Origin of the sequence: Bradyrhizobium sp. SRS-191, assembly GCF_024586915.1 — a bacterium.
In the GTDB taxonomy this organism is placed as follows: domain Bacteria; phylum Pseudomonadota; class Alphaproteobacteria; order Rhizobiales; family Xanthobacteraceae; genus Bradyrhizobium.
Window position 1 is genome coordinate 384568 of the sequence record NZ_JANBVS010000001.1, and the last position, 16135, is coordinate 400702.

At 65.5% G+C, this 16135-nt stretch carries 12 protein-coding genes and 1 tRNA gene; 6 read left to right on the forward strand and 7 right to left on the reverse strand.

The features are described 5' to 3' along the window. Window positions 1-21 precede the first annotated feature (21 nt). Both pbpC and NLR35_RS01960 read right to left on the reverse strand, forming a co-directional pair. Window positions 22-2256 (reverse strand): penicillin-binding protein 1C, encoded by a 2235-nt coding sequence (gene pbpC / locus NLR35_RS01955; RefSeq protein ID WP_257164873.1) that lies wholly within the window; start codon window positions 2254-2256, stop codon window positions 22-24. After that, complete coding sequence (locus tag NLR35_RS01960; protein WP_257164874.1) at window positions 2253-7484, reverse strand: alpha-2-macroglobulin; 5232 nt, start codon at window positions 7482-7484, stop codon at window positions 2253-2255. The genes pbpC and NLR35_RS01960 overlap by 4 nt, the downstream gene beginning before the upstream one ends. Window positions 7485-7975: 491 nt before the next feature. Between NLR35_RS01960 and NLR35_RS01965 the strand changes: the two genes are divergently transcribed. The 3 genes from NLR35_RS01965 to NLR35_RS01975 all read left to right on the forward strand — a co-directional run bounded on the left by NLR35_RS01965 (window position 7976) and on the right by NLR35_RS01975 (window position 10388). Continuing rightward, window positions 7976-8052 (forward strand) — tRNA-Arg (locus NLR35_RS01965). Window positions 8053-8394: 342 nt separating this feature from the next. Then, window positions 8395-10239 (forward strand): tetratricopeptide repeat protein, encoded by a 1845-nt coding sequence (locus NLR35_RS01970; RefSeq protein ID WP_257164875.1) that lies wholly within the window; start codon window positions 8395-8397, stop codon window positions 10237-10239. A gap of 23 nt (window positions 10240-10262) precedes the next feature. After that, window positions 10263-10388 carry a hypothetical protein gene (locus NLR35_RS01975; protein ID WP_257164876.1) on the forward strand — a complete coding sequence of 42 codons (126 nt, stop codon included), beginning with the start codon at window positions 10263-10265 and terminating at the stop codon, window positions 10386-10388. A gap of 434 nt (window positions 10389-10822) precedes the next feature. Here the strand turns inward: NLR35_RS01975 and NLR35_RS01980 are convergent, their stop codons facing one another. Continuing rightward, window positions 10823-11200 (reverse strand): hypothetical protein, encoded by a 378-nt coding sequence (locus NLR35_RS01980; protein ID WP_257164877.1) that lies wholly within the window; start codon window positions 11198-11200, stop codon window positions 10823-10825. 696 nt (window positions 11201-11896) lie between these two features. On the opposite strand from NLR35_RS01980, the gene NLR35_RS01985 reads away from it, so the two are divergent. Beyond that, on the forward strand, window positions 11897-12634 hold the full coding sequence (locus NLR35_RS01985; protein WP_257164878.1) for an FkbM family methyltransferase: 738 nt from the start codon (window positions 11897-11899) through the stop codon (window positions 12632-12634). Between the two features lie 337 nt (window positions 12635-12971). On the opposite strand, the gene NLR35_RS01990 is transcribed toward NLR35_RS01985, so the two are convergent. Then, on the reverse strand, window positions 12972-13124 hold the full coding sequence (locus tag NLR35_RS01990) for a hypothetical protein (protein ID WP_257164879.1): 153 nt from the start codon (window positions 13122-13124) through the stop codon (window positions 12972-12974). A gap of 214 nt (window positions 13125-13338) precedes the next feature. On the opposite strand from NLR35_RS01990, the gene NLR35_RS01995 reads away from it, so the two are divergent. Continuing rightward, the gene (locus tag NLR35_RS01995; protein ID WP_257164880.1) at window positions 13339-13500 is read left to right on the forward strand and encodes a hypothetical protein; all 162 of its coding nucleotides are present in this window, start codon (window positions 13339-13341) and stop codon (window positions 13498-13500) included. An 82-nt stretch (window positions 13501-13582) separates the two neighbouring features. Here the strand turns inward: NLR35_RS01995 and NLR35_RS02000 are convergent, their stop codons facing one another. The 3 genes from NLR35_RS02000 to NLR35_RS02010 form a co-directional block, all read right to left on the reverse strand. Beyond that, window positions 13583-13792 carry a hypothetical protein gene (locus NLR35_RS02000; RefSeq protein ID WP_257164881.1) on the reverse strand — a complete coding sequence of 70 codons (210 nt, stop codon included), beginning with the start codon at window positions 13790-13792 and terminating at the stop codon, window positions 13583-13585. Between the two features lie 135 nt (window positions 13793-13927). After that, on the reverse strand, window positions 13928-14407 hold the full coding sequence (locus NLR35_RS02005) for a hypothetical protein (protein ID WP_257164882.1): 480 nt from the start codon (window positions 14405-14407) through the stop codon (window positions 13928-13930). Window positions 14408-14899: 492 nt separating this feature from the next. Then, window positions 14900-15502, reverse strand: a complete 603-nt coding sequence (locus NLR35_RS02010) for a hypothetical protein (RefSeq protein ID WP_257164883.1) — start codon at window positions 15500-15502, stop codon at window positions 14900-14902. 295 nt (window positions 15503-15797) lie between these two features. On the opposite strand from NLR35_RS02010, the gene NLR35_RS02015 reads away from it, so the two are divergent. Beyond that, complete coding sequence (locus NLR35_RS02015) at window positions 15798-15953, forward strand: hypothetical protein (protein WP_006613581.1); 156 nt, start codon at window positions 15798-15800, stop codon at window positions 15951-15953. Window positions 15954-16135 lie beyond the last annotated feature (182 nt).

The following is a 16135-nucleotide window of genomic DNA, read 5'->3' on the forward strand; positions in this document are numbered from 1 at the left end:
CGACAACCGCTTAGCGAACGGTCACTGGATTCTGACCACAACTGTGTCCGCAGCGCCCGTGGCATCGATCACGGTGAGGCGGGCAAAGCCCGGTCCGGGCGGATCGATCAGGCGCTGGCGCCGGCTGTCGATCTCGCCGACCGGGAGGCCGTTGACCATCATGGTCAGCGGCAGCACGCCGCCGGAGACCTTCACCGGCATCACCGAGGCCTCAGGTCCGGCCGAGCGGTCGACGTCGATGCGCGAGCCATTCAGCGGGAACTGGATGTGAGGCGCCTGCTCTGCGCCCGTGCGCACGAGTTCGCCGATCGGACGGAACCGGCGCAGCGGCAGCGGCAACTTTGAATTGCTGGCGACAAGCGCCCCCTTGGGCGGCTTCGGCAAGGCGGCGGGCAGCTTGCCCGAGCGCGCGAACGCGTCGAACAGGATCGGCGCCGCAGAGACGCGGCCGATCAGGCCGGGCACCGGCGCGCCGTCGGGACGGCCGACCCAGACGCCGATCGTGACACGGCCGTCGAAGCCGATCGACCAGGCGTCACGATAGCCGTAGCTGGTGCCGGTCTTGAAGGCGATGCGGTTGCGCGCGGCGTTTTCCGGCGGCGGCGTGCCGAGCAGCACGTTGCCGACCTGCCAGGCGGCCGCCGGATCCATCAGCCGCATCGGCTCCCGGGCATCGTCCTTCTCATCCGCGGTCACGATCTCGCGCAGCGGCCTGGTTGTCCCAAGGCGCGGGAAGCCCGCATAGAGCTGCGAGAGGTCCTGCAGGGTCACGCCGACGCCGCCGAGGCCCATGGCAAGGCCGGGTGCTTCGTCCTTCGGCAGAATCAGGTTGCCCCCGGCCTGCTTCAGCCGCGACGACAGCCGGCTGGCGCCGACGCGGTCGAGCAGCACGATCGCCGGTACGTTCAGCGACAGCTGCAGCGCCTTGCGCACCGGCACCGTGCCCTGGAACGTCATGTCGAAATTCTCCGGCGCGTAGGAACCGAAGCGCACCGGACGGTCCTCGATCAGGCTCTCCGGATGCACGAAGCCGTCCTCGAAGGCGAGGCCGTAGATAAAAGGCTTCAGGGTCGAGCCGGGCGAGCGCACCGCGCGGGTCATGTCGACCTGCCCTGCCCGCCTCTCGTCGAAATAATCGGCCGAGCCGATATGGGCGAGCACGTCGCCGCTCTCATTGTCGATCACGATGATGCCGACCGAGACGTTTGGCCCCAGCGCCACGGCGCGGTCGCGCGCCAATGGCTCCAATACTTTCTGCAAGGAGGAATCGAGTGTCAGCCGGATGATCGGCTGGTCCTTCACGACCGCCGTGGCCTGGTCGGCGGCATGCGGCGCCAGGATCGGCATCGGCTTGCGGAAGGCCGGGACGGGTTGCGCCTTGGCCTGTGCGGCCTCGTCGGCGGAGATGACGTTCTCCGAGACCATGCGGTCGAGCACCCGGTCGCGGCCGCGGCGCGCGGCCTCCGGATGCCGGTCAAGCCTGCGCGTCTCCGGCGACTGCGGCAGCGCCACCAGCAGCGCGGCTTCCGCCAGCGACAGCCGTTTCGGCTCCTTGCCGAAATAGGCGATCGAGGCTGAGCGGATGCCTTCGAGATTGCCGCCATAGGGCGCGAGCGTCAGATAGAGATCGAGGATCTCGTCCTTGCTCAGCTTCTGTTCGAGCTCGAGCGCGCGCACGATCTGCCGCAGCTTCGCATGCAGCGAGCGCTGCCGCCGCGGCTCGAGCAGCCGCGCCAGCTGCATCGTGATCGTCGAGCCGCCGGAGACGATGTGGCCGTGCGAGCCGAGCTGGATCGCGGCGCGGGCCAGCGCGCGCGGATCGACACCGTGATGGTCGTAGAAGCGCTGGTCCTCATAGGCGAACAGCAGCTTCAGATAGGTCGGATCGACGTCCTTCCTGGCGCTGACCGGCAGCCGCCACCGTCCGTCCGCCATCGCATAGGCGCGCAGCAGCTTGCCGTGGCGGTCGACCACGGTGGTGGAGACGGCCTTGGCTTCTTGGAGCGGCAGCGGACCGAGCCAGATCGTGTAGGCGGTGAGTGCAGTCGCCACGACCAAGATCAGCAGGAGCGCAAATGCCGCTAGACGTTTTACGACGCGCCCTCTCCTCCCGTCATGGCCGGGCTTGTCCCGGCCATCCACGTCGTGCAGCGCGCGCGAAGCGAGCGTGGATGCCCGGGTCGAGCCCGGGCAGGACGGCGTTTGTAGCTCCGCCGCTCCGCCTAACTCACGATCGCTCGTTCCACCCTCGCTCATTTCGCCGCGCGGACCTCCACGGCTCCTGTCCCGGTCCGACCATAGCGCGAGGGATTGTACATGTCCTCGACATAGGCCTGCGGCAGCACGTATTTGCCGGGCGACACCGCGCGCACGACGTAAGCCACGGTGAACACGGCCTTGGAATCCGCGGCGCGGTCCAGTGCGGTGGTGAAGCGGTCGTCGCGGAACTCGGTATTCACAGGCTCCTGGCCGTCCTCGATCCAATCCAGCGTGCCGCTGTCACCCGACGACACCAGGCGCGGATTGTCGATCTCGAGCCCCGCCGGCAGATAGTCCGACACCATGATGTGCCCGTATTCCGGCTTAGCCTCGGTGACTTTCAGGACGACGGCGAAGCGGTCGTTCTGCTTCGCGATCTTGATATCCGCCGGCTTGCCGTCGAGCGTGTAGTAGCTGCGCTCGATCTTGAAGCCGTTGGAGGCCGCCGGCTCGGGCGTCAGCGGCGAGCCGGACACCGAGACCACCGCCTGCACCGGCGCGTCGCCGGTGTTGGTGATCTTCAGCGGCTGGCCGGAGAGCTCCGCGGCCTTGTAGCTGCGGTACAGCGCCTGCTTCACCGCTTGGCCGTTGACGTCGAGCACCAGGGTCTCCTTGGCGAGCGCGCGCGCCGCCAGCACCATCCACGCATTCTCCTGCGTGGACGTATACGGCGTCAGCCCGCGCGCCGCCTCGACGCGCGCGACGGCCTGCGTCAAGGTCGCGCGCGGCGCGTTGCCCTCGCCCGCCAGCGACACCAGCGCCGCCGCATCGCGCAGGTCCGAGCCGTAGTCGGTGCGGCCGAATACCAGCACCGGCTTCGGCGCGAGGCTGTCGGCCGCAGCGCCATAGACCCGCTCGGCGCGGGCGCGGTCACCGACCAGCGCCAGCGCCGCTGCGAGCTGCGCCTTGGCGATCGGCGTCGCCAAATTGCCGAGCTTGGTGTCGGCGAGATAGCGCAGATCGCCGATCGGCGCCGCGCCATTGCGTGCCAGCACGTAGAGGCCATAAGCGAGATCGCGGCCGCCGGTCTTCTCCGGCTCCTCGGCATTGACCACCGAGTTCCTGACGCGGTCGAGAGCGCTCTTGAACAGCACGTCCGGCACGGCAAACCCCTTTTCGCGGGCGCGGGTCAGGAAGTCCGTCACATAGGCATCGAGCCAGGGATCGTCGCCGCCGGCCGACCACAGTCCGAACGAGCCGTTCGAGCCCTGACGAGCAAGAAGCCGATCGATGGAGTCGCGGATGCGCTGGTCGACCTCGGTATCCATCGCCAGATGCGCGCCCGCGGCGAGCTCGTTGACATAGAGCAGCGGCATCGCGCGGCTGGTGATCTGCTCCGAGCAACCATGCGGATAGCGGTCGAGCGCCTTGAGGATCGTCGCCGCGTCGAGCGCGGTCGACAGTCCCGCCGACAGCGACACCGTGCCGGTGCCCGCCACGAGATCACTGAACATGTCAGACGTCAGCGTCAGGCTCTCGCCCTTCGCCAACTTGCGGATCGAGCGCCGCGCCAGCACCTGCGTCGCCGGCTTGACGTCGAGCTGATAGTGCCGCGCCAGCGCCAGTCCGTTCGGTCCCTTGATGTCGACGTCGAGCTGCGCCGTGCCGGTGCCGCTGGCATCGAGCGGCAGGGTCGACGACCCCCGCTGCTTGGCCGCGAGCTTCAACGTCACATTGGCATTGCCGGACACCTTGACGGGGCCACTCGCCTTGACGGCCACGACATAGTCGCCGGGCGCGCCCTCGACATTGTCGACATCGAAGGACAGCGTGCCGCGATCACCACTCAGCAGGAAGCGCGGCAAGGTCGCGGTCAGCACCACGGGATCGCGCACAGTGACGTCGACATTGGCGCGACCGACCTTGGTCGCGCTCCACGCCACCGCCATCACGCGCGCGGTGCCCGCAAACTCCGGAATGTCGAAGCTGACCTCCGCGGTGCCGTCGGGACCGACGGTCACGATGCCCGAATACAGCGCCAGCGGCTTCTGCGTCGGCGGCGAGCCCTGCAGCTCGGCGCCTCCGCTGTCACCGCCGGAGCGGATCTGGCCGCGCGAGCCCTGCATGCCGTCGATCAGCTGCCCATAGAGGTCGCGGATCTCGGCCGAGAGCTGGCGCTGGCCGAGATAGTAGTCGTCCGGCGCCGGCGGCTTGTAGTTGGTGAGATTGAGAATGCCGACATCGACCGCCGCGATGACGATCTTGGCGTCCTCGCCGGGATTGAGCCCGCCGATCTTGACCGGGATCTTCAACGCCGAGCCCGGCCGCACCAGCGCCGGCGGGCTCAAGGCCACGTTCAAGGTCCGGACCGATTTGTCGATCCCGAACCAGGCGACCCCGAGCGCCCGGCCAGGCATGCGCTGCGCGGCCGCATCGAGCGGACGCCGGAGCGTCGTCACGACATAGGCGCCCGTGCCCCAGTCCTTGCCGACCGAAAGCTTGACCTGGTTGGTGCCTTCCTTGACCTCGGTGGTCTGCGTCGTCAGCAGCCGGTCGCCGAGCACGTTGACCGTGAGCTTGCCGGCGGTGCGCGCATTCACCGTGACGACCATGGTGTCGCCCGACTGGTATTGCGGCTTGTCGAGCGACGTCTCCAGCAAATCAGGCGTATCGGCGCTGCCCTCGGTGTACCAGCCGACATCGAACTGGAGCGAGGTTACCGGACCATCCGCATCCGCCGACTTGACGTCGAGCCGATAGCGCCCCGCCTCCGGCTGGAAGCTCAGCCGCGCCGGCTTGTTCGCTGCGATCGTGACGTCGCCGTCGCCGACGCGCTTGGTCGACTTCACCGGCTCGTACTCCCAATAGGAGTTCTGCCGGTACCACTGATAGCGCGACTCGATCTTCAGGAGCTCATAGCGCAGTCCATTGCGCGCCAGCGTCTTGCCCTCCGGCGAGACGAACACAACGTCGAACTCCGCCTTGTCGCCCTCGCCGACGCTCTTGCCCGAGAATGACGGCTTGATGCCGATCTGCGCCGCGTTCGGCGCGACGGGCAGCACCAGCTTGCGCTCGACCGCGCGGCCGCCGGTCTCGGCCATGCGCACATAGATCTGCGCCTCCTGCGGCCGGCTCGATGACGGCGGCTTCGGCAGGCTGACCGGGAAGGTCGCCGCGCCCTTGTCGTCGGTCTCGGGCAGCCCCTCGATCGGCGTGCGCTCGTTGGAGGCGCTCTGCTCGTCGGCGACGCCGAACTGATAGCCCGGAAAGCCCGGCCGCTCGGACGCGGTCGTCACCAGCAGGTCGCCCTCGAGCTGCAGGCTCGATGCCGGCGCGCCATAGAGGAAATGGCCGTCCACCTTCACCTCCACCGGAGTCTCAGCCTTGATCTGCTTGTCCTTGGACGACAGGTCGAATTCCAGCCGCTCGGGGACGTAATCCTCGACCATGAAGGTGGTCTCGCCGACCGCCGCCCCCTTGGGATCGGTGAAGGCGCGGACGCGGTAGGTGCCGGTCGGCACCGCCGAATTCAGCGCCACGCTCAGCGAACGCCCGCCGGCGCCCTGGTCGGGCAGCACGGCGCGGCGGAACTCGACGCCGTCGGGGCGCTCGACCACCAGCGTCAACGGCGTGCCGGTCATGGCATTGCCCCGGGCGTCGCGCAGCAGCGCGGTGAGATAGACGGTCTCGCTGGAGCGATAGACGCCGCGCTCGGAATAGACGAAGGCATCCGGCCCGGCCGGCGCTTCGCGCCCGGCGACGCCGCGATCCGACAGGTCGAAGGCGGAGGTCTTCAGGCTGAGGAAGGCATAGTCGGCCTTCTCGCCCGACACCGTCAGCATCGCCGGCGACAGCCCGCCCTCGCCGCGCGCGAGCCCCGACTCGAACAGCACATGGCCGGCCTCGTCGGTCTTGCGCGTCGCCAGGATCTCGTTGTTGCGCGCCACCAGCCGTACCTCGGCGCGCGCCACCGGATCGGTCGACGCCAGCGAGTTCACGAACACATGGATGCCGTCATTGCCGGAGAACGCGGCGAGGCCGAGATCGGAGACGATGAACCATTGCGTGGCGAGCTGGCCGCTGTCCTCATCGCTGTTGCCGCTGGCCGAGCCCTTCGGCGCCGCCGTCATCACATAGACGCCGGGCTGCATGTCGCTGAGCGCCTGGTCGACCGGGAAGGCGGTGGTGACATCCTGGTTCAGGGTCATTGCGGTCGAGAGCTCGCCGCTCCACACCTTCATGCCGCGCTGGTCGCCGAGATCGCTGAGCTGGTAGCTCGACAACGGCCGCTGGAAGTCGCTGTCGATGACGGTGTTGATCAGGTTGCGGTCGCCGATCCGGAACACGTTGATGTTGACCGCGGGCGTGTTGACGCTGACCAGCGGAATGCCCTTCTGCCCCGTGCGCGGCAGCACATAGGCCTTGCCGGTGAAGCGCACGAACGGCTTGCGGTCGCGGACATAGATGTTGAACTCGGCCGATCTCGGCAGGCTTTCCTTGACGCCCGAGGGCAGCCCGGCGCGCAGATTGATATTGTAGCGCTCGCCATGCTTGAGGCCCTCGACGCAGAGCTGCTTGTCCTCGGAGGTCAGCGCCGGCTTGTCGTTGCCGGCCTGCGCCACGAAGGGCGAGAAGTCGGTGCGCTTGGCGAGATCCTCGGAGAACTGGAAGCAGGCGCGCGGGCTCGCCGAGTCCGAATCCACGGTGTAGTCGAGCAGCTTGAAGCCGTGCTCGTCGCGCATCCGCTCATACTGCCCTCTGATATCGGCGACCTCGCGCAGGTCGAGCGACATCCGCAGCGTATCCAGCGCCGGCCGCCACAGCTTGCGCTCCGCCATGGTCTTGCCGAGCACCGCGAGCGCATCGGCCTCCTCGCCGGCATTGCCGGCGCGCTGATAGGCGATGTAGGCCGCCGTCGAGGCGCGCTCCAGCAGGAAGGTCTGCTCAGATGCGTTGAAGGGCCGGATCTGGGTGAGCACGGTGCGCGCCAGCCGCAGCCAGTTGCCGGAATCCTCCGGCGCCGCGGTCGCGATCTGCCCGAGGATCTGCAAGCCGGTGCGCAAATCGTTCCGACGCAGCGCCGCGTCGGCATCGGTGCGCAAGGTCGCCAGCGGCTTGTTCACCGCCCCCGCCTCGCTCTTGATCTGCGCCTCCAGCTTGATGGCGGCGTCCGCGAGGTCGTCGCGCTTGAACGCCTTCTCGGCGGCCAACGCGCTCGATCCGGCGGAGAGAAGACCGAACGCCATCACGGCGCAGACGGCGGCGGCGCGAACCAGACCGATCATGGGACAGCTCCTTGGACGGTTCTCGAGGCGGTGTTGGAGACGATCTCGGGGACGGATCGCCCCGCGGGGACGCCGTCCGTGTTTGGCCGATTCGTTGTCAGAATGGACGCGAAATGGTGACGGACTGATGGCAAAGGTTGTGGCGGCCAGCATAGCGGGTGGCGGCCCTCGGCGGCCGGGCGCGGCCGTAAAATTTGGTTCATCAACGGCAATTCACAGCCCATGGCAACCCGGCAAGGCCCGCGGCCGCCGTTCATCCGGCGCCACCGACGCGGAAAACGGCGCAAACGCCCTCCCCCGCCTCCGCTTGGTCGCGCCGCCCGTGGATCCGGTTCGCTCACTCTTGGCGAAACCAAAGATTTTTCATATGACCCGTGCTATGGATTCCGCGCCGGCCGGCCCCCCGCCCGCCGGCACCGATCCCGTGAACCGGCCGATAGGTCCGTTCACGCGTCGTCCGTTCACGTCCTTGCCGTTCACGTCGCGACGACGGTCCCATAGCTCAACTGGATAGAGTAGCGGATTTCTACTCCGCGGGTTGCAGGTTCGAGTCCTGCTGGGATCGCCACGTCGGCTTGTGCGACGCGCGTTCGCCCGTTTGAGGACACACCAACGTCTACGGCGCCCTGACCACCGATCCGAATGCGATCGTCGACCTCCCTTCCCCTCGATCGAACGTCCCCGCACCTGCGCAAGCCTAAGGGGCCCCCCTCTCCGGCACGGCTGTCAGACCTGCAATCATCAGACGGCTGACCGAGGACGGATCGGCGGCTCTGAGCATAGGACCGCCCGCCAAAGGCTGGGCCAAAAGGTCGACTTTCGCAATCCGCACTCAACTCAACCGCAAGTTTACGCAAAATTTGCCATATCGGCGCTAAGAGACGGCAGTGGAATTCCGACCGGTAGGGCCATGAATCGTCGTGAGCGCAGGGTGGTCAGCAAGGCGAAGTCCAAAGCCATCGCTCCGAACATCGTTGATCTGAAGACTTCAGTGATAACTTCCTTGCGCGCGGGAGACCTTCTCGGCGCCGAGATGTCGTGCCGGCGAGCTATTGAGGGCGCCCCCGACGATCCCGAGCCCTTGAACTTGATGGCGCAGGTTTGCTGTAACGCCGATCAATTCGATCATGCCGTCGAATGGGCCATTCGCGCCATTCGGCTAGATCCGAAGCCTGAATACCTGACAACGCTTGGTATCGCACTCCTGAATGCCGGTCGCTGCGACGACGCCGTGAATGCATTCGACAAGGCGGTGCAGCTGAGGCCGAATGATGCGGCACTCTGGAGCGATCTCGGTGACGCGCTCATCGCGGTCGGGAGAGCCTTGGACGCGGTGTTGTGTTTCAGGCGTACGTTGGAGTTGGATCCGATCCGCGCGAGTGCGGCTTTCAAGGCCGGCGGGATTTTGCGCGAGACTAGGCAACTCGAGGACGCCGTTGCCTTCCTCGATGTCTCCAACAACCTTCAGCCCGAGCATTCGCCGACCCTTCGATTGCGGGCGCTTGCCCTTGATGGTCTTGGCAGGCACGCAGAAGCCTTGCGGGACAATCTGCGGGCGGACGAGCTTCAGCCGAACGATCCTGAGATCGGAAATGGTATCGGCTACGATCTCATGAAGCTTGGACGTTACACCGAGTCCTTGGAATGGTTCGATCGAGCGATCGAAGTCCAGCCCGACTTCGCCCAGGCCATTCATAACAAGGCTCTCTCACTTTTCCAGCTCAACCGCTTCGGTGAAGCCGCCGAGGCGTTCGAGAGGCTGCAGCAGATCGACGGGAAGAACCCTGAGGCGATTTGGGACTTTGCGCTCCTGCAGATGCTCATGGGCAATTTCGAAGCTGGCTGGAGAGGACGCGAGGCGCGCTTCGATCTTCCGTCGGTCGCACCCCGCTATCCGACGTTCGGACGGCCACGTTGGGATGGGAGCGCGCCGCTCGATGGCAAGACGATTGTTCTGTACGCAGACGAAGGACTCGGTGATGCGATCCAGTTTGCCCGTTATGCGCCTATGGTCGCAAGGCTCGGCGCCCGAGTCGTCCTGGTCGTCCAAAAGGAATTGAGGTCGCTGCTATCTGGCCTGGACGGTGTCGCACAATGCCTGTCGAAGTCGGACCCGGTGCCGAGCTTCGACTTCCATTGTCCTATCTCCAGCCTTCCAATGGCATTCCGGACCCGCCTTGATAGCATCCCTGCAGCACGATCATATCTGCCCGCCCCTTCGCCTGAGCTGGTTAGCACTTGGGACGAACGCCTCGGCGCACATGACAAGCTGCGGGTGGGAGTGGTCTGGTCGGGCAATCCGAAACATTGCAACGACCTCAACCGGTCGATGTCGCTGCGGGTCATGCAGCAACTTCTGGACCTCGATGCAACTTTCGTGAGCTTGCAGAAGGATCTACGAGAGAACGACCGGGAGACGCTCGCCCGTACGAAGATCGTTGATTTGACGCCACATCTCGCCAGCTTTGTCGATACTGCGGCACTCACTTCGTGCCTCGATGTGGTTGTCACGGTCGATACCAGCGTTGCACACCTTGCCGGCGGCCTCGGTCGGACGACCTGGACGTTGCTGCCCTTTACACCGGACTATCGTTGGCTGATCGACCGCGAGGACACCCCATGGTATCCAACCATGCGCCTGTTCAGGCAAGGTGCCGAGCGCGACTGGAATATCGTGATCGACCGAGTGAGGGACGAACTTGGGAAGCAGGTGTCGCTCTTCGGAACAACACTCAAGGCCACCCCCACTTCGTGAGGACATGTCAGATCCGGCACACCGTGGCGAAAGGCGAGCGTGGTGATCTCGGTGACGCGGGCGCGCTCGGCCTCGACAGCACGGCGCACGGCGGCATCGGTCGCAGCCCGCTTGATGATGGGAAGGTTTCGTCGGTGCTGCGCACCTGAGCGCCGGCATCCGCCGGGATGGCGACGAAGGACACCTCGAACGACGTCCACCGGGTGGCGATGCGCTTCCCGACATCACCCTCTTTTGCGGTTCCTCGAGGCGCAACTCATCGATCGCGTATAGCTATTCTGAGCGGTCGACTTCGCGATCTGCAAAGCCAGATCGATGATCGTGGCGGCCTCAGCGAACAGGCCGGCCTTCGATTGTGCTTGGCAATCCCTCCGAGTTTGCGCGCAGACAAATGCGGATCGCCTCTTGCGTAGCGTGACGATGTCCTCTCCATAGGTTGCCGGGTGAATGCTGCTGGGACGCCAATCTGCTGACTGAGGCTCGTTGGAAGACGAACTATAGAGACCCCCCGGCCCGCGGACTTGTCCGCAGGCCGGGCCAGTGCTTTCAGTTTGACCAGGGCCGCTCTAAGCTCCCCGCGTCGTCATCCCAATCGCGACCACGCATTCAGCCCGACTGACGGACTGGAGATGCCGCGAAGAGCGGCGCCGCGGGCTGTCACGAAGGACGGCGAACCGTCGAGAAAGTTCTGGTTGAAGGTCGGAATGCTGCTCGGGAACACCTCGATGTCGCCGCCCACAGGATGAATTTCGACCTCCTGCCCGGGAATGGCGACGCTCCCGAGCGCGACCGCGTAGTTGCTGGCGTCGACCCGGTTTGCCACGATGATCACGCGCCTGAAATTGTTCGGCACATTGACGCCGGCCGCGGTCGCGGCCGACGTGCCGGCGGCGTTGACGGCGACGATCTGGGTATCATCCGCAAAGGTCGAGAAGTTGTTGTCGGAGACGATCTTTTCCATGAAGTCCTCGAGTGGAGTTGGGAGCCGGCAAAGACTCGTGGCAGCGGCGCGGCTCCCGGCCGACGCGGCAACGCTGACAGCGCCGAGCCGCAACCGCGGACACCAGCGTTGTCGAACTCGGATGATGATGTGAGGAAGGCGGCTGCGGCGCACCGTCGCGGACGGGCGACGATCAAGGCCAGGGTGGAATAAGACACCTGATTTGCCCGACGGCACAAGGGGGAGTTCGCGATTTCAGAAGCGTCCTGTCCATTCATGCGGGCCTGGAAGTCCGAAGTCGTTCGCTGCTCGCAATCACGTGTTGGTGCTGCCTGCCCCCATGACACGGGCCGCAAGGCGATCGCATTTGACGCTCGCTGCTTTGTGTTCATCTCTCTCAACGTCGTCATGGCCGGGCTCGTCCCGGCCATCCACGTCGTTCGGTATGCTGAGAACGACGTGGATGCCCGGGACAAGCCCGGGCATGACGGAGCCACTAACGGGCAGGATCGTTGAGTACGCACTGCTCATCACGAGTCGTCGCCGCGGACGCAGTGGTGTCGCGCCCCCGCAGTCGCCTCGTACTCGCCACGCCTTGCCATCGTGACGCCACGGTGCCGCCGCCCGCCGCATTCATGTCTGACAGCGTCCAGGTCCGGCAAGACATCTCGCTGCTGGACCAACATGGGCTTGAGAGCCAGTCTTTGGGGGACAGTCTTGGCGAAGCACGAAGCATCTCGGTTTCTGGTCCGGCTGCTGCGGTCGCGCTTGCGCGACCATCGGACCGAGCTGTCCGAGCTGCGTCGCCACATCCGGCCGGGCGATATCGTCTGCGATGTCGGCGCCAACAAGGGCAGCTTCCTGTATTGGCTGGCGCGATGGTCCGCGCCCGGGCGGGTCATCGCCTTCGAGCCGCAGCCGGACCTGGCTCACGGCCTGACGCGGCTGTGCAGCCAGTTCGCGCTCGACAACGTGGTGATCGAGCCGCGGGCCGCCTATTCCTGCACCAGCCGCAAGACGCTGTTCGTGCCCGAGGGCCATCAGCCCGGGGCATCGCTGCTGGAGCCGGCCGAGCGGTCGAAGCCGATCGCGGTGCAGACCGTCGCGCTCGACGATTACCTGCCGGCCACCGGACATGTCTCCGCGATCAAGATCGATGTCGAAGGCGCCGAGCTCGACGTGCTGCGCGGCGCCGAGCGCACCCTGCGCCGCTGCCGGCCGCTGCTCGTGGTCGAATGCGACCGCCGCCTCGCCACACTCGACCGCGTGAAGCAGACCTTCGCGCTGCTGCTCGGCCTCGGCTATCGCGGCGAATTCCTGGACCGCGGCCGGCTGCTCCCGCTGTCGGCGTTCGATCCCGAGGTTCACCAGCGCGCCGACGGCGAATGGTTCTGGAAGCGCAAGGACTATTGCAACAACTTCGTGTTCCGGAGCGTGGACGCCCGCGCATCGTAAGCCGCGGGCTATTGCCTGTGAGTCAAGCTCGCGGCCGGCGGCGCGCCACCACTCGTCGTTCGAGACGCCCGCCTCCGGCGGGCTCCTCAGGACGAGGCCCGTTTCGCGGCGGAGTTCTCAACCCACTCCACGAGTTTGCTGCTCCATGAGGTTGTTGTCGAAGCCCGACAGCGGCCTCAGGGTCTGCATGCAGCGTCGCCCTCGGCGTCAGACCCTCTCCATGAGGACGCGGCTCACGGCGTGTTCATGGTCGGTGTGCAGGACCCCCTTGGGTGCCAGAACCTCATGGTGAGGAGCGCCCGCTTCGGCGCGTCTCGAACATGAGGCCCCTAGGGGATCACCGAGCCATATGCATCACGAAACGCTCGGAAGAGCCGGTCGAAACCATTTCCCGCTCCTGACGAAAACGTCCTGAAACACGGCGCCGGCATCTTGGCTCCATTCCATTGACCTCAAGGGGGACGCCGATGACCGCGTTGCTGAGCTTCATTTTCGAATCCTACTGCCTGAGCTGCCGGGCGATGTATCCGGAGCTCGACGCCGGTCGCACGCCCCGGGCGGAATGATCACAGGCTCTCGGCCGCACCTGGCCGCGAGAACGGCAAAGGCCACGCACCGCATTAAGCTTTCCTCTTCAGCTTAACGCCGGCTTCCATTTGACGCCGGCGCCTTCATCCGCCACGTCGTGGCGATGGAGCTTTGATATGTTTGAATTGGTTGTTTTGACCGCAATCTGTTGCATTGCCGCCGTGGCCGTCGTGACCTTTTATCAGCGTCGCCAGGACGTCCTGTACGGCCCTTACATCGAGGACATCGCCCGCAGCCCGGCGCTGCGCGACGAGGGGATCGAAGCCTCCTCATCCTGATCCCACGGCGCACATCCGCGAAGCACCCGCGCCCCGGCGAGATCCTCGCCGTCGCGGCCGAGGCGTCGCTGCGCGTCAGCCGTCACAGGCTGCGGCCGTGCCCGTCACTGATCAGCGCGTCGAGCCGGTCGGGGCTGATGTTCTGTCCGCCGGGCGTCTGGATGCTCACGCAGGCGGCGCCGAGCCGCAGATAGGTATTGGCCGTGAGCAGCGCGTCCTGCGCGCTGCGGCACCGGATGGTGGCGATCGCGTTGAGATTCTCGGCGCGGACGGTGAACGACGCGGCAGCCATGAACAGCCCGTGTGCAGCTAACGGCAGGATGAAGCCGTAGCTTATGCAGCGAGCTCGGACGGTCTCATTGAGCTGGATCAAACGGCCAGCGCGTCCCCGCCGGCCGGACCCCACCTCGCGCCGCAGCTCCCAGGCTCACCCCCGGTTCAGCGACAGGCTGATGCGCGTGACGATGCCGTCCCAGTCTCGCTCCCAGGCCCGGGGGTAGTTGATCAGCACGCAGTGCACGTAACCGCCGGCGAAGTTGCAGCGATTGTACCAGACATAGTCGCCCTTGTAGCTCGACACCGCGAAGAAGCGCGAGGTCACGCGCTTGTACTGGATGTTCGGCGGCGGGTTCTTCCTGGCAAGGAACCGGGCCGGCGATTCGCCGTCGCTGGGGGCCGACTGCACCGTCAGATTGGCGCGGCCGTCGGAGGTCTGGAAGCGCTGACCGTAGCCATCTGGCTGGCCGGCCGTGTCGCTGAAGATCGAGGCGGGAATGTCGACCGAGGTGCCGGTCTCCGGAATCCGGTAGGTGGTCCAGCGCACCGGCTCCGCCTGCGCGGCGGCGCTCCAGCTGGCGGCAAGGGTGAGAAGGGTCAGACGCGCCAGAGCCCTGATCATCGAAGTCATGTTCATCGTCCCGAACGGCATGGAAAGACTCGAGGCTAGCCCGTCTTCGCGGCCCCGCGAAGGCATGTCTCCACCCCCGCCGGGGAGAACGCGCAGTACCGCCGCAAGGTTCATGATCGACGGCGCCCTCGTCGCGCACAGGCCGGAAGCTGACTCACCCAGCGACGCCGCAGGACGGCAACACGCGTTCAAAGGCCGGGGTTGATCTCCAGCACCCCGGGCAACTCATCCACTGAGGATCCCGTTTTGCCAGCGACGTCAGCTGCCTCGGCGCGATCAGGTCGAACCTTCAAGAAATTTCGCTTGCTATTTTTCCGATTTTCGGAAATGATGCAGCCATCCCGTCCTCGTGAGAGGGACGCTTCGCGATCGTCACGAACGTGGAGGGCGGGATGCGGTGGCCGCCATCTTTCGCAGCGTGCTTCGATGCGCGCGGACGAACGGCAGGTGGCGGACGTGAAGACGCGTGGTCCTGGCGCCCCGACGCTGGCGCTAAGCCTTTGGGTGATGATGATCCCCGGGGGCGACGGTGGCTAAATAGCCGGACACCGAGGAGAGCGCGAGATAAGCGTTAAGACCACCGCGCAGGGAATGCCGGGTTTGCCCGGCTCGACCTGTGGTGACTGCCGCCTGCTTTTTTTTCTGCAGGCGGGCCATGGGTTGCGGCCAGCGCCCGGCATTCCCTGCGCCCTCTTCTTCGATGAGGGTTTCTGCAACAAGACCTGGGCCTGTGGGGCCGCGGGAACGTTGATGCTTGCTTGTGACATATTCGTCATATCCGATGCCCGACATCGGCTGTTGTCGCGGCGGCACCGCGCTGGGGCGACGAGGATTGTGCGGCCGTTGTTTGACATGTGCATCCACAGCGGGATTGCGCCGGCGATCTTCCGGGGCTGTCGACCACATGATACCGGTCATGCCATCGATGCCCCGCGAGTCCGAGGCGGCTCCGCCACAGGCGTTAAGCTTTCGCCACATATCGGCCGGCGGCGAGATGACCAGCCCCGATACTTCGAGTTGCTTTTGCAACCCGACCGTTGCCGCCCGCGCGACAGGCTCGATGCGGAGCGCGCGACGTCGCAAATGCGCTTCCACGCAGCAATTAAGCTTAAGAACGTGCGGTACGCGGGCGCAACAACCTGTCCATTTCATTCAGCAGCCGTGACGTGCAACAATACTGAGCGCAACTTTCGTCAACCTCAGATTTATTTAACTGATCTTTTACTTTCCTCAACTTTGCCCCAAATTTTGCACGATGCTGGGTTCCACTTTCATAATTAGAACTCTTCTCGGACCCTACAAAATGGCCGTCCCAGAATGGGTTCTAATAGCCTCGGATATACTTTCATCACTCACTCTCCGTCTTCGTTTCGCGTACAGAGGTCCAACAATGACAACCCTGACAAAGGCTCTCCCGACCCACATCGAAGAGACCCGCATCGACTCCGAGAAGCTGCGGACGATCCTGATGCTGTGCGCCGCCACGGCGTTCGGCTTCTTCCTTCATTCGACCTACGGTCTCGATCTCAGCTACGCCTTCTTCTGATTTGATCGGTCCGCCGGCATCACCGGCCGGACTCTTCATTGCCGGACGCGATCGTCGTCCTCTCCGGCTCGCGGGGTCATGGATCGCCCCGCGCGTCGCCTTCCCCGAGTGTCACGCGAAGATCACGGCGAGTGCCGCCACCACAGGCTTGATCGCGCTTTTGCACAGCCTGGCCGCACCGC

Coding starts and splice junctions, on each gene's coding strand:
- NLR35_RS02015 (WP_006613581.1), top strand. CDS start 15,798: ATGACAACCCTGACAAAGGCTCTCCCGACCCACATCGAAGAGACCCGC.
- NLR35_RS01980 (WP_257164877.1), bottom strand. CDS start 11,200: ATGGAAAAGATCGTCTCCGACAACAACTTCTCGACCTTTGCGGATGAT.
- NLR35_RS02005 (WP_257164882.1), bottom strand. CDS start 14,407: ATGACTTCGATGATCAGGGCTCTGGCGCGTCTGACCCTTCTCACCCTT.
- NLR35_RS02000 (WP_257164881.1), bottom strand. CDS start 13,792: ATGGCTGCCGCGTCGTTCACCGTCCGCGCCGAGAATCTCAACGCGATC.
- NLR35_RS01995 (WP_257164880.1), top strand. CDS start 13,339: ATGTTTGAATTGGTTGTTTTGACCGCAATCTGTTGCATTGCCGCCGTG.
- pbpC (WP_257164873.1), bottom strand. CDS start 2,256: ATGAGCGAGGGTGGAACGAGCGATCGTGAGTTAGGCGGAGCGGCGGAG.
- NLR35_RS01960 (WP_257164874.1), bottom strand. CDS start 7,484: ATGATCGGTCTGGTTCGCGCCGCCGCCGTCTGCGCCGTGATGGCGTTC.
- NLR35_RS01990 (WP_257164879.1), bottom strand. CDS start 13,124: ATGAAGCTCAGCAACGCGGTCATCGGCGTCCCCCTTGAGGTCAATGGA.
- NLR35_RS01970 (WP_257164875.1), top strand. CDS start 8,395: ATGAATCGTCGTGAGCGCAGGGTGGTCAGCAAGGCGAAGTCCAAAGCC.